Source organism: Gemmata palustris (genome assembly GCF_017939745.1).
In the GTDB taxonomy this organism is placed as follows: Bacteria; Planctomycetota; Planctomycetia; order Gemmatales; family Gemmataceae; genus Gemmata; species Gemmata palustris.
This window is the reverse complement of record NZ_JAGKQQ010000001.1, coordinates 923,354-936,398: the sequence shown is the minus strand read 5'-3', so window position 1 is coordinate 936,398 and position 13,045 is coordinate 923,354. Positions and strand designations below refer to the sequence as shown.

The following is a 13,045-nucleotide window of genomic DNA, read 5'->3' as shown; positions in this document are numbered from 1 at the left end:
TTCCACGGGGTGCGATTGTGTGCGTCGTCTTGCTCCCGAAAGGCCCAAACGCACTCCGTTACCGTGTCGAAACCCCGAGAATCGAGCGCGGATCACTCACCCGCGCGCATCCGGCGCATGATTCACCACCGTTTGGGTCGTGGCGACGTTCAGTTGCGCGAGGATCGCCGGGGCACGGAGCCGACGGACCCGGGCCAACTCGCGCACGGCCTCGGCGAACCGCTTCTGTGCGCGGCCCAGGGCGCGGTCCAGGTACTCGCACTCCTTCGCATTCGCCGGCGGGCGAACCGTGAGTTCCAGCTCCAGCGTGTGCGTCGCGATCCATCCGTTGACCACGCGGCGCACCAGCAGTTCCTCCAACACGGTCGGGGTCGCGCCCAACAACTCGGCGCGCATGGCACTGACCTTCTCGGTGATCCCGGCCTCCCACACGGGATCTCCGCCCGAGGCCCGGCGGATCAGTTGCCGGGTCGCCTGACGCCCGAGGTTCCCGAACGAGTCCACCCACTGGCGCTCGCGCAGGTGTGCGCCGACGCACTTCTTGGCCTCGGTGTCCCCGGCCCGAGCCCGCGCGAACAACTCGACCGCTTCGGTGTCGCTGGCGGGCGCCTCGTACCGGACGAGCGGCTTCGGCTCCGCGGTGTCGTGTTTCAACTTCTCGATCGCACTTCTCAGGTGCATGAGTTCGCGCGTCATTCGCCATTCCCCCCGGTTGTGCTTGTGGTACCCCAGCGCGTAAAGCGTTCCGTCCGCCAGTGTGCGGAGGTCGGCATTCGCGGCCTCGGTCGCAGCGATCAGGGCGTCGATTCGTTCCCGGAACGCGGCACCGGCCTCCCGGGACAGCCGGCGCAGGTCGGCCGCGCGATTCTGGAGCCGCTCCAGTGCGTGTGCGAGTAGTACACCCGTTCCGAACCGGTCATCGGCACCGAGGTACTCCTTGACCGGCTTCCCGTTGACGCGGCGGTTGCGGTACAGGTACCGACGCCCGCCGTGGCGCACCTCCCAGCCCATTGTTCACTCCCGGCGTGTACTACGTTCCGCACCACTGCCCCGCTCGGCGGACGTTACCGCGGTCCTTTCGGTGATTCGGTTGTCGTGGCGACGAGAGCGAGAATGGCGCGGCGGATGGGGTCCGGCATGTCGGGCCAAGCCGTAACGACGAGAGCGAGGTCTGGGTCGGCGGCTGCTCCCGGTGCTGCTCCGAGATGAGTGAATGCCGCAGAAACGCTGGAATTGCCAGTCAATTTAGAATCGGCACACCGCTTTGCTAAAGCGGCGTGGGGGTAAAACCCCACCGCGGGTTCGAATCCCGCCCTCTCCGCTCAAGCAGTGAAGAACTGCGACGAAACCCCCTGGGAAACCAGGTTTTTTCGTGTCCACACGTCCGTTTTTGGCCGCCACTGCGAGACACTCCGGGACGCTCCCTGCCCCTCCGAGACCGGGTCTGCTAGACCGAATAATGGGTCTCCACCCGCCGAAAAGGAGCCCCGATGTCGCTGTTCACCCTCATCAAAATCACCCGGACCCGCCACCTGCTGGGCAAAAAGCAGGTCGCCCCCGGCACGCCCGGTTCCGTGAAGGTGAAGGAAGAATCGGCCAACTGGTACGCCTACCGCCGCGACGGCTCGAAGCAGATCAAGGTGAAGCTGTTCACCGACAAGGCCGCGTCGGTCTCGAAACTCGCGAAAATGAACACTGCCCTCGAGCGGGGGCAGGCGGAGATGACCGACCCCCGCAAGGAGCACCTCAAACGGGGCGCGGCCGAACACCTCGACGAGTTCCTCCCGGTCATGCGGGCGAAGGGGAAGTCGGAGAAAGACAAGGACCGGAAGGAAGCCGTCCTGCGGGCGTTCGCGGGGACGCTGAAGTCCGCGAGAACCCGCCGGGTGCCCGCGTCCCGGGCCACCCAGACCCACCGCACGTCGCCCTTGGAACCCACGAAACTCCATATCTCGTTGGCCTCGATCACCACGACCGGACCGACTTTTTGGGGTCCGGACCGGGGCCGTGCGGGGTGTCCTCTCGGTACAAGGTGTTGACGAACCGCTGGACCCAGGATCGGGCTCGACCGGTGGCTCAAGCGCTGTCCCGCACCCCGAGTCGATCGGCCAACAACCGGCTCACTCGGGCCTGATCCTCGGGGCTCAGCGGGGCCTACTTCGGGGCCGCCACAACTCGCCGGACGCACCCGCGGCACCGGGACGTCGGGGGGCCCGACTCGTTCGCACCGTTACGCACCACATGCTCACCGGCGCAACGCGAGCACGGTAGGGTCGGGTCCGAACTAGGTAACTTCACTCATCCCGTTAGCCCAGGGACGTGCTGTCAGTGGGGCCACTACCCACTCCGACTCGTACACGAGCAGCACCCGGGCGCGTACCCGGACCGACTTGCTCCCGGCCACCGGCGAGCAGATCCTGGACGCACTCGATGCCGTGATGCGCCGGGTCTGAGCGAGAGCGAACGTCATGCGGCGGTCGGCGCGGGTACAGAAGTTGGAGGACACCGACCCCTGGCACGGGTCGCGCCGGTTCCGGCTCGCGCCCGAAGGGCACGTACCGAGTGACGCGGGTCGCACTGGGGCTCGGTGCGGTTGGTGCCACGTGCTCGTCATCGTAGAGCGACGGAATCACTTGAGAACGAGCCGGAGGTGCGGTCGTGAACCGGAATCGCGTGGTCAAACTCGGGCGCGTGCGACGCGCTCGCCCGTGCCCGAGATGCGGGTGGGTCGACAAGCCGCTGCACACGCGCTGCGGCTTGTCGACTTCCGCCGATTGAGCCGGTCCGAACTGAAGGAGTTGGGCACGCTGGTCCGAGGAATGGCTGCGCCGCCGTGCCCCGGTGCGGGCGAAGCGCTCACGACTTCGCGCACGTGACCGATGAGCAACTGCATCGAACGCTCGCGCTTTTGCGGAAACTGTTAAGCAAGGAATCCAAAGGAGCAATCCCATCCGGATCGGCGCGCCCGACGAACCCGCTGGGGCGGTTCGGCGCGGAGGCGCCGGGGGAACATCGGACAGAGGTTCACCCAACTGGTTCTGATCTCGAAACGCGATCAGTCCGACACGCCCTTGCGATAGAAGAACGCGGAACCGTGCTGTTCCGAAGTGAAGCCCTCGGAAACACCGTAGAGGTTCTCCGCCGCCCCGAGCACCAGCGCCCCACCGGGGCGTACCACCGCGTGAAACCGACGGCAGATGCGGCGCCGGGTCTCTTCATCGAAGTAAATCAGCACATTGCGGCACAGGACGAGATCGAACAGGCCGGCGCTCGGCGTACCATCCAGGAGGTTGGCGCGGCGGAAGTCGATGAAGCGGCGCAGCGGCTCAACGACCTGCCAGTCGTTGAGTTGTTGCTTGAAGTAGCGGCGCAGGTACGGGGACCGGACCCGCGCGACGTTACGGTCGCTGTAGACGCCGGCACGGGCCACGTCCAAAACGCCGGGGGAAATGTCGGTGGCAAGGAAGGCGAAATCACCGAGGCCGAGGTCGCGCCGAGGTCGGCCCTGTACCAGTTCATCGAGTAAAATGGCCACACTGTAAGCTTCCTCACCGGTCGAGGCGCCCGCGCACCAGATCCGACCGTGCGGGCGGACGCCCAGCGCCCGTTTCCGCTGCCCCGCCGCCTCGACCAGTTCGGGCAAAAGAACTTGCCGCAGCGCCTCAAATGATTGGCCGTCGCGAAAGAAGGAGGTTTCGTGCGTCGTGATCGCTTCGATGACCTGTTCGTGAAGGGGCGACAAGGTGGGAGAGCGGAGCCGATCGCACAGTTCGTCGTAGTCTCGCAGACCGGACTGAGTGACGATGGGCTCCAGGCGATGATGAATCAGGTACGCTTTGTCGTTGGTAAGCACCAGGCCGCACAACCCGTAAATGAGCTGTGCGAGCCGATCAAAGGTGACCTGCGGCAGCGGCAACATGTCAGGGGGACCGCTTTTTGCAAAGAGAATTGATGCGCGCCGCTATCTGATTTAGAGGTAACACCTCGTCCACGTGTCCGGTCGCCACGGCGCTGCCCGGCATGCCCCAGACGACGCTGGACGCCTCATCCTGAACGAGGACCAGACCGCCCGCCCGTTTGATTGGCTCAATTCCCTCACTGCCGTCGTTGCCCATGCCCGTGAGCACGACCGCGACGACATCCCCGCCGTAAGCCAGAGGCGCCGAGCGGAACAGCACGTTGGCGGAGGGGCGGAACCCGTTCTCCGGCGGTTGCTGATTGAGTACGATGCGCACGCCCTCGCGAACCGTCCGCAGCAGCATGTGTTGGCCGCCCGGTGCAATGTAGATCGTGCGCGGCTGCACCAAGTCGCCTTGAACGCCTTCAACGACGCGCCGGCCCGACTGCCGGGCCAGGCTCTCGGCCAACGGTTTCGTAAATTCCGGCGGGATGTGCTGCACGATGAACACCGGCTGGTCGAGCTGTGGGTCCAACTCGGTGACCAACTGTGATAAGGCTCGCGGCCCTCCCGTCGAGACCGCAACAACTACGGCCCGCACCGCGCGCCGCGGAGGCGCTGCGGGTCGAGGGGGCACTGCGACCGGTTGCGACCCGTTCCGGCGGTGACGTTGCTGAAAAGCGCGAATCTTGCCCGTCAACTGCTGCCGGAGCGATTGCACGTTCTGTGCGTGGCTCGCTTCCTTGGGCTTTTCGATGAAATCGAAGGCCCCGGCTTGCAGCGCTTGAAGGGTCGCCTCGGCGCCCCGACTGGTGTAGGCGCTGACCATGATGACGCCGACTTCCGGTTGGCCCGGCCGGGTGGCGTTGAACGCCTGGATCGCTTGCAGCGCGTCCAGACCGTTCATGCCCGGCATCTCGACGTCGAGGGTGACCAGGTCCGGCGGTTGGGCGCGAACGTGCTCCAGCGCCTTGGGACCGCTCCAGACCGATCCGCAGACGACGATACCGTCCTGGCCGGTCAGCGCTTCTTCGATGGCCGCGCGGTAGATGCGCGAGTCATCGACAATCAGCACCCGGACCGGGAGGCTCATCTCACTTCTCCAGCCGGAACTGGCCGACGGCCTTGATGAGCTCGGCGGCAATGTTGTGCAGATCCTTGGCGGACTGGTTGACCTTGGAGGCACTGGCCGTGCTCTCCTTGGTCGCCTGGCTGACGTCGTGGATGTTGGCCGCGACCTGCTCGGCCGCCCGAGCCGCCTCGGTACTGTTGCGCGACACGTCGGTCGCCCCCTTCGAGGCCTCGCCGGTGTTGCGCGACATGTCGGTCGCTCCCTTCGAGACTTCGGCGATCGACTTCGCGATGTTCGCCACGCGGCGGCTGGCTTCCCCGACGTTATTGAAGATATTCTGTGCGACCTGAGTCTGATTGGCCACGGCCTCGGAAATGCGCCCGGCCGAAGAGTTGATGGTGTCGATGGTCTGGGCCACCCCGTCGATCACCTTGACCGCGTCGCGCGTGCTCCCCTGAATGCCTTCGATTTTCCGGGCGATCTCTTCCGCCGCGCGGGCACTTTGACCCGCCAGTTCCTTGATTTCGCCGGCCACCACAGCGAAGCCCTTACCCGCTTCCCCGGCCGAAGTCGCCTCGATCGTGGCGTTCAGGGCCAACAGGTTCGTTTGCAAGGCGATCATTTTGATCACCTCGGTTACTTTGTTGATCTCGCTGGCCGACGCATCGAGGGCGTTCATCGTCTCCGTCGCGCGGGCGGCCATTTGACGCGCCCGGTCTGTAACATGGGCACCCTCTCGGGCGTCGCCCGCGATGGTTTGGAACGCCCGGGTGATACCGTCAATGGCCGAGTTCACGGCTTCGACGTTCTTGGCGGTGTCGTCGGCGGCCTGGGCGATGGTGCCGACGTTGACGCTGATTTCTTCGCTCGCCGACGAGATCGACGACATGTTAACGCTCATTTCTTCGGCGGTGGCGGCCATCGTGGTGATGTTGGTCGCCATCTGCTCGGTGCCGCTGGCCACCGAGACCGCTTGCACGCTCATTTCCTCGCTCTGCGTCAACAGCCCGTGTGAAACACGCGACAGGTCATCGGAGGACGCCGATATCGCCTGCGACACGCCGCGGATCTGACCGACGACCCCGTGAAGCGTCTCGCTCACCTTATCCATCGCTCGGGCGAGTTGGCCGATCTCGTCTTTTTGGTCGAGATTCATTCGGCAGGTAAGATCCCCTTTGGCAACCCCGTTGAAGAGATCGGCGCACTGACCGAGCGACCGGGTCATCGACCGGCTGATCCAAACGGCCAGCGCCAGGCTGAACGAGATGCCGGCGGTGGCGCCGCAAACCATCCACCACTTGTTCGATTGGTAGGCGCGCTCCGCGTCCTGTTTGTCCTCGTCCATTGCCTGCGTCAGGTTTTCGACCAACTTGTCGAGGTCGGCAATGGCGGCAAGGTTCGCCTGACGCGACGGCCCCAGCAGAATCTCGCTCGCCCGGCCCGAACTGTTTTCGTGCGACAGGGCCTGCGCGTCTCGGCCGATGGCCTCGATCTCGGCTACCGTCCGGACGACGCGGGCCAACTCGAGCCGCTCGCGGTCGTCGGCGCCGGCGCGCAATTCGCTCAAGTCGGCCCGGATCTTCGCATTGATGTCCTTGAGGAGCCCGTCGATGCGCGTTTTTTCCTTGTCGTTTGGTGCCACGACGTGCAAGTTCGATTGGACGTTCAGTTCGCGCAGTTCATCGAGCAGGTCGCGGAGCACGCGGGCCTTCTTCCACAGCGTGCCGGACCGCTTGGCGTCCTTGGGCACGTCCGCGGCGGCCAACTCGCGGTCAATCGGGTCGAGCAATGTTTGAAGGTTCGCGACGGCCTCGGCGGTCCGGTCCTGGAGGCGGCCGGACACCAAGTTCGCGGCCTTAATGTTCGTGTGTTGGATCGACAGTTGCAGTGGCTCTTTCTGAATTTTTTTGAACTCCTCCCAACTGCGGCCGAATTCGTTCACCACCGCGCGCTCTTCGCTCCGATTACCGAGGAGCTTGAGGAGCGCGTCGCGTTTACGATCGGCGCGGTCATTCGCCTGTCGCGCCGCGTCGACATATTTCTTGGACTCCTCGTCCTCGGAGGAGATGACCGCGTTCCGCTCGTAGCGGATCGACTCGAGCATATCGATCCGGATTTCGTGCGCGGTCTGCACGCTCTTGGCCGAGACGTCGACGAGGCGCCGCACCTCGTTGTTGAGCGAGCCGAGTTGCGTGACCGCGACCACAGTAATGGCGATGGCCGTCAGAGCCAACACCCCGATCATGATCGACATCTTGTAGCTGAACTTCAGGTTGTTCATGGGTGCAAATCCCGGAGCCAAATTGGGTGTGTCTCACCGGTCGGGAGAACGTCGGTACCTCCGGATGCGGAGCCCCCGTCCCCGTTCCCCGTCACATACTTTTTGCCACCGCACGCAGCAACTTTTCGGCCTGTACGAGGATCACCAACTCGCCTTGTAGTTTGCCAACGCCCCCGATCAATTCGCTGACCCGCGGCGCGCCCGTGGCCCCTTCCAGTTCCGGGCGGCAGTCCTCCGTCTGGCCGGCGTCCAGCGTGACGATCTCGCCAATGGCGTCGACGAGCACGCCGAACGATTCGCCCACTGCGGCTTTGAAAATGATCAATCGGCTCTCGGGGGTCCGCGCGGCCGGCTCCATGCCGAGTAAGAGCCGCAGGTCGAGTGCCAGCACGATGTTGCCGCGCAGGTTCACGTAGCCGCAGACCTCGGGCGGCGCGTGTGGGATCGGGGTGAACGTCGCCTGCGTGTTGACTTCCTTGACCGCGAGAATGTTGAATCCGAACAACCGCCGGGCCAGACGAAACGTGCAGTAATGGCCGGTACCGGCCTTCTCCGTGGTCTTATCCATGCTTACCTTCCTCGCCCGCTGTGGCCCCACCCGGCGCGAGCAAACGGGCCACGGTCGCTAAAAAGCTCTCACGCGCCAGTTTCACCTCGTGGGCGTTGAAGCCACTTTCCAGGGCGCGGTTCCGGTCGCGGTCGCTGCTGAGTGTGGTCAGCGCCAGCATGGGAAGCTCGTGGTTGCCGAGCTGCTCGCGAACCGCCCGCGCCATGTCCCAGCCGTCCATCTCGGGCATGTTGATGTCCGAAACCACGAGGTCGTACTGGTTCCGACTGATCTCGCGGAGGCCCAGCGCGCCGTTGACCGCGGTGAGCACTTCGTACCCCTCGTCCTCCAGAGTGCTCTTGACGACCTGGCGAAAGAACTGCGTGTCCTCGACGAGGAGTATGCGCTTGCGCCGCGCGGGCGCCTTCCGGTTCTGCGTCTCGCTGGCGGCGCGATCCTCCGCTTCCATGCGCTCGCCCAGTCGGTACAGGTGCGGGAAGAGGGTCATACGGTCGTGGATGATCGCCGTGCCCATGAGCCCGTCCTGGTGGTGGCTCTCGGTGTCGATCTGGATCGCCAGCGACTGGGTGTCGAGGATCCGGCTCAACAGGATTCCCATCGGCTGGCGCAAGTTCTTCGGCAGGAGCAGGTACATCGTGTCCGACTCGACCGGCGGCGAGACCTTCAGATAATTATCGAGCCGGAGCACGCGGACCGCCTGCCCGTGGAGGTTCCAAAATTCGCGGTCGCCGACGCGCTCGATCCGCGAAACTCGAATCTCTTCGATGCGCCGGATCATGACGACGGGGATAGCGAACTGTTCGCGCGGACCGTACTGGAAGAGCAGAACCGTCTGCGACTCCGTCCCGCCGGCGCCCCGCACCGGCGGCGCCTGGCGCGCGTCCTCGAAGGACACCCCGGCGTGTCGGGCGACGCCCTCGATATCGAGAATCAGCACCACGCGCCCGTCGCCCATAATCGTCGAACCCGAATAACAGCGCAGCGGTTTGAGGAGCGGGTGGATCGACTTGACGACGATCTCTTCGGTGTTGAGCAAGCGGTCGACCACCAGCCCGAAGCGCGCGCTCCCCACCTTGACGACGGCGATGTACGTCAGCCCCGGTGTCTGGTCCCGGTGCCGGTTCATGATCTCCGCCCGGGTCGCGGCCGTGAACGGCTCGGGCCGCGCCAGCACCTCGCCGAGACGAACGAGCGGCAAGAGCCGACCGCGGAGGCGATAAACCTCCTGGTCGTGCGTGCGTTCGACCTTTCCGGTTCCGACCCGGCCGCTCAGACAAACGAGTTCTTCCAGATCCTTCTGCGCGATGGCGTAGCGCTGGTCGCCGACCACCACGGTCAGGCACGGGATGATGGCCAGGGTCAACGGCAGGCGCAAGTGCATGCAAGTGCCCGTGCCGGGCGCCGATTCGATCTGCAGGTTGCCGCCGAGGTGTTCGATGTTGGTGCGCACGACGTCCATGCCGACGCCGCGCCCGGACAATTCGGTGACGTTGTCCGCGGTGGAGAAGCCGGGCAAGAGGACGAGTGCTTGTAACTCCGTGTCGCTAAGGGCGCCCAACTCGGCCGCGGATTTCAGCCCGCGCTCGAGGGCCTTGTGGCGCACGCGCTGCGGATCGATGCCGCGGCCGTCGTCGCGGACCTCGATGCGGATCTGCCCGCCCTCGTGGTGGGCGTGGAGCAGGACGTGCCCTTGGGGGACCTTCCCGGCGGCGATGCGCTCGGCCGGTTTCTCGATGCCGTGGTCACAGCAGTTGCGGACCAGGTGCGTCAGCGGGTCGGCGAGTTCTTCCAGAATAGCTTTGTCCAGTTCAACTTCCGTGCCGCGCGTGGTCAACTCGATCTGCTTGCCCAGTTTGCGGGACACGTCCCGAACGAGCCGGGAGAACTTGGAGAAGAGGTTGCCGACCGGTTGCATCCGCGTGAGCATGACGACCTGTTGGACGTCGGTCGTCACGCCGTTGAGGCGCTGGACGATTTGCCGCATTTGCGAGTCGGTCGGGTCGGCCGCTTGCATGGCCTGGTTGCGAACCAGGACCAGCTCGCCGGCCAGATTCATCAGGCGATCCAGGATTTGCACGCTGATGCGCACGCTGCTCGGCCGCTCGGTTTCGGGCCTACTGGCCGGCTCCGTGCGGGCAATAACCTGTGGCTCTGCGTCTTCTGCGGCAGGCGGTTCGGGTTCCGCGGGTTCGGGCTCTGCTGGTTTTGGCTCCGTGGGTTCTGGTGCTGCGGCATTGAACTCTGTCAATTGCAACCGGAGTTGCTCGGCTAGAAGTTCGAGCGGAACCGTCGAGGTGTACTGGCACTCGTAGCGAACGGGGCCGCCCGGCAATCCCTTGCCGATGTCGTGTTCGGGAAGAAGCAGGCACGGCTCTCGCACCTGACCGTTTGCTTCCAGATCGGCAAAAAAACGAGTGAGCGAGCGACCCGTTCGGCGGACGTAAGCGTCCAGATCGATCCGAAGCGCGTGCGTGGGCGCAACTTCCGAGTGCGGTGCGGGTGATTCGGCGAGCAAGCCCTCCAGCCGCGCAATCGCATCGCCAATGTCTACGTCGTTGCTGTTGGCCGCGTCGTCGAGTAGCGCGCGGATCAGATCCGCGCCGGTCAGCAAACCGTCCGTCAGATGCGCGGTCTGCGCGAGTGTGCCCTGGCGGACGCGGTCGAAAATCGTTTCCAGCGAGTGAGCCAGGTCCGCAATCTGGTGGCAGCCGACCAAACTGGCAGATCCTTTGACGGAATGCACGGCGCGAAACAACCGGTCGAGCCGCTGCTGCCGGTCCGCCCCGCTCGCCTTTTCGAGCGCTAGCAGTTCCTCAGCAACGGTGGTGAGGTGCTCACGTGACTCGCCGACGAATTCGTTCAGAAGTTCCTGATTTGTCGAAATCATGCTCATCGCTCCTGCCCCGGGAGCACCGTCCAAGATGTGTCGAGACCGGTGAGGTGCAGCACGCGGCTCACCTCGGGTCGCACACGTGTCACCTCAATGCGCGGCGCAGACCCGTCGCGGCACGGCACGCAAGCAAAGAGCGCGAGCACCGTCAGAGCGGCCGGTTCGATCTCGCGAACGTGGTCGAAGTCGAGGCAGTAAGACGTGGCCCCGCGCTGTCGGTGCTCAACGAGCTGCTGGCGCAGGTGCTCGCAGCCGGTCGCGACCAGGTCCGGCAACCGCAACAAAGCGGAACCCGTTGACGGCGCAAGTTCAGGCTCCTTTTGCTGGCGCAGGGCCGCAATCGCAGCGACGACTTCGCCGAGCCCCGCGTCCGTAAGCGGCGGCGCACTGGTCCGTGAAAAGCTCCCGAGCACATCGACCCCGCGGAGCAACACGTCGACCGCGCCGGGGCCGAGGCGAATGTCCCGTTGCTGAGCGGCGACGAAGCAATCTTCCAGAACGTGTGCGACCCGCACCGCCCCTTCGACGCCGACGATACGGGCGGCGCCCTTGATGGAATGGGCCGCGCGCATCAGCGCCTCGAACCACTTGGGCTGGTCACTGTTCTTTTCAAGGGCCAGCAACCCCTCGCTGAGAACGGGCAAATGGCTGTCCAACTCTGCCCGGAACAACTCGAGCATCGCGAGATCGCCCGTGTCCTCGCCGCCCATTGCGATCGTCTCCCGAGAGAATCAGCGCCCGTGGATATTCCTTGAAGTGTTACATTGTCCCAAAGGTAACATGGAATGCGCAAGAGAAAGCCTCCCAGATTATCCATTTTACCAGGTCGTCACTCTTGAGGCACTAGAACCGCTACAATCCAACAACAATGCAGCCGAAGCGTAGTTGTGGCAGTCTCAGCTCGAATTCGCGCCGCCGGGCGATCGCGAAATTCGTCGCGTGCGGCATATGCCTCCACAGTTCAATCTTCGGACTACTTCTAATAAGTGGTAGGCGGTGGCTAAATGGAATTGACGATGAAATCGCAAATAAAAGAAGCAACAATCGATCGCGCCATAAGGGTACTACTGGTTGACGATCAGACTATTATCGGCGAATCCGTTCGACGAATGCTGGCCACGGAAACCGACATCGAGCTGCACTTTTGTCAGGACCCCCTCAAGGCGCTGGAGATGGCGCGCGCGGTGCGGCCGACCGTGATCCTCCAAGATCTGGTGATGCCGGATGTTGACGGACTCATGTTGGTCAAGTTCTTTCGGGTCAACCCGTTGACGCGCGAAACGCCGATGATCGTGCTTTCGAGCAAAGAAGAAGCCGCCGTCAAGGCGCAGGCCTTCGCACTGGGCGCCAATGATTATCTTGTCAAATTACCGGACAAAGTTGAGCTGATCGCCCGCATCCGTTACCACTCGCGCGCCTACCTGACGCTGCTGGAACGCAACGAGGCGGCCCGCCTCTTGCAGGAGAGCCAGCGCTTGTTGGCGCAAGAGATCCGGCGGGCCGCGGAGTACGTGCAATCGCTCCTGCCGGCGAAACTCAAGGCGCCCGTCCGGACCGATTGGCGCTTCGTGCCGTCGATGCACCTCGGCGGCGACATGTTCGGTCACCACTGGCTCGATCCCGACCACCTGGCCATCTATTTGTTGGACGTCAGCGGTCACGGCGTCGGTTCGTCCTTGATGGCGGTGTCCGCGATGAACGTCCTGGCGGGGCAGTCCCTGCCGAACACGGACTTCCGTGACCCCGTCGCCGTGCTGAAGGGGCTGAATCAGATCTTCCAGATGGAGAAGCACAACGAGAAGTATTTCACCCTCTGGTACGGCGTGTATCGTCGGGCTTCGCGCGAACTGGTTTTCGGCAACGCGGGGCACCCGGCGACGCTGCTGTTTACGGGGCCATCGGAGGACCAAGCGCGGCGCCAGGAACTCGCATCCCACGGGTTCGCCATCGGCATGGTGCCGGAATTCGAGTACGAGTCCGAGGTCGTCAAACTGGATGCCTACGCCCGGTTGCTGATCTACAGTGACGGCGTGTTCGAGATCGAACTACCGCAAGGCGGCATGTGGACGTTTGAAGAGTTCGTCGAGCACGTATCGGGGCTCTCGCCGGCGGGCGGGTCGATCATCGATCAACTCTTGGCACACGTTCGGGCACTGCACGGTTCCGAAACGCTGGGCGACGACTTTTCGATGGTCGAGATCCACTTTTGAATACGCCGGTGACGTGAAACGAACGGAACTGTGGTCGTGTTTGTACGGGTGTCGACGGCGGAGTAAAAGTGTGGCGCGCAACGGGAGCGTCGGGGCCAGGATGATGGAAGGTCCAGTCATCCTGGC

At 64.2% G+C, this 13,045-nt stretch carries 11 protein-coding genes and 1 tRNA gene; 4 read left to right on the top strand and 8 right to left on the bottom strand.

The genetic code is table 11. The features are described from left to right. Nucleotides 1–96: 96 nt before the first annotated feature. Nucleotides 97–1,011 carry a hypothetical protein gene (locus J8F10_RS03805; protein WP_210652543.1) on the bottom strand — a complete coding sequence of 305 codons (915 nt, stop codon included), beginning with the start codon at nucleotides 1,009–1,011 and terminating at the stop codon, nucleotides 97–99. Nucleotides 1,012–1,229: 218 nt separating this feature from the next. Between J8F10_RS03805 and J8F10_RS03800 the strand changes: the two genes are divergently transcribed. Next, nucleotides 1,230–1,321: transfer RNA gene (locus J8F10_RS03800), tRNA-OTHER, on the top strand. Between the two features lie 169 nt (nucleotides 1,322–1,490). Then, nucleotides 1,491–2,039, top strand: a complete 549-nt coding sequence (locus tag J8F10_RS03795; RefSeq protein ID WP_210652542.1) for a hypothetical protein — start codon at nucleotides 1,491–1,493, stop codon at nucleotides 2,037–2,039. 245 nt (nucleotides 2,040–2,284) lie between these two features. Here the strand turns inward: J8F10_RS03795 and J8F10_RS03790 are convergent, their stop codons facing one another. Next, a complete protein-coding gene (locus J8F10_RS03790; protein WP_210652541.1) occupies nucleotides 2,285–2,470 on the bottom strand; it encodes a hypothetical protein in 186 nt (61 codons plus the stop codon). A gap of 253 nt (nucleotides 2,471–2,723) precedes the next feature. On the opposite strand from J8F10_RS03790, the gene J8F10_RS03785 reads away from it, so the two are divergent. Then, nucleotides 2,724–2,876, top strand: coding sequence for a hypothetical protein (locus J8F10_RS03785; RefSeq protein WP_210652540.1), 153 nt, complete (start codon nucleotides 2,724–2,726; stop codon nucleotides 2,874–2,876). Between the two features lie 179 nt (nucleotides 2,877–3,055). Here the strand turns inward: J8F10_RS03785 and J8F10_RS03780 are convergent, their stop codons facing one another. From J8F10_RS03780 to J8F10_RS03755, 6 genes are all read right to left on the bottom strand, one after another. After that, nucleotides 3,056–3,919: a CheR family methyltransferase gene (locus tag J8F10_RS03780; protein WP_210652539.1), complete on the bottom strand. Its 864-nt coding sequence runs from the start codon at nucleotides 3,917–3,919 to the stop codon at nucleotides 3,056–3,058. A 1-nt stretch (nucleotide 3,920) separates the two neighbouring features. After that, complete coding sequence (cheB, locus tag J8F10_RS03775) at nucleotides 3,921–4,991, bottom strand: chemotaxis-specific protein-glutamate methyltransferase CheB (protein ID WP_210652538.1); 1,071 nt, start codon at nucleotides 4,989–4,991, stop codon at nucleotides 3,921–3,923. A gap of 1 nt (nucleotide 4,992) precedes the next feature. Next, the gene (locus tag J8F10_RS03770; protein ID WP_210652537.1) at nucleotides 4,993–7,251 is read right to left on the bottom strand and encodes a HAMP domain-containing methyl-accepting chemotaxis protein; all 2,259 of its coding nucleotides are present in this window, start codon (nucleotides 7,249–7,251) and stop codon (nucleotides 4,993–4,995) included. 91 nt (nucleotides 7,252–7,342) lie between these two features. Next, the gene (locus J8F10_RS03765) at nucleotides 7,343–7,819 is read right to left on the bottom strand and encodes a chemotaxis protein CheW (RefSeq protein ID WP_210652536.1); all 477 of its coding nucleotides are present in this window, start codon (nucleotides 7,817–7,819) and stop codon (nucleotides 7,343–7,345) included. Next, nucleotides 7,812–10,706 (bottom strand): hybrid sensor histidine kinase/response regulator, encoded by a 2,895-nt coding sequence (locus J8F10_RS03760; RefSeq protein ID WP_210652535.1) that lies wholly within the window; start codon nucleotides 10,704–10,706, stop codon nucleotides 7,812–7,814. The genes J8F10_RS03765 and J8F10_RS03760 overlap by 8 nt, the downstream gene beginning before the upstream one ends. Before the next feature lie 2 nt (nucleotides 10,707–10,708). After that, nucleotides 10,709–11,419, bottom strand: coding sequence for an Hpt domain-containing protein (locus J8F10_RS03755; protein WP_210652534.1), 711 nt, complete (start codon nucleotides 11,417–11,419; stop codon nucleotides 10,709–10,711). 294 nt (nucleotides 11,420–11,713) lie between these two features. Here J8F10_RS03755 and J8F10_RS40225 point away from each other — a divergent pair, with 294 nt between their 5' ends. After that, entirely contained in the window at nucleotides 11,714–12,919 is a 1,206-nt protein-coding gene (locus J8F10_RS40225; protein WP_315854063.1) for a fused response regulator/phosphatase, read from the top strand. Nucleotides 12,920–13,045: the final 126 nt, after the last annotated feature.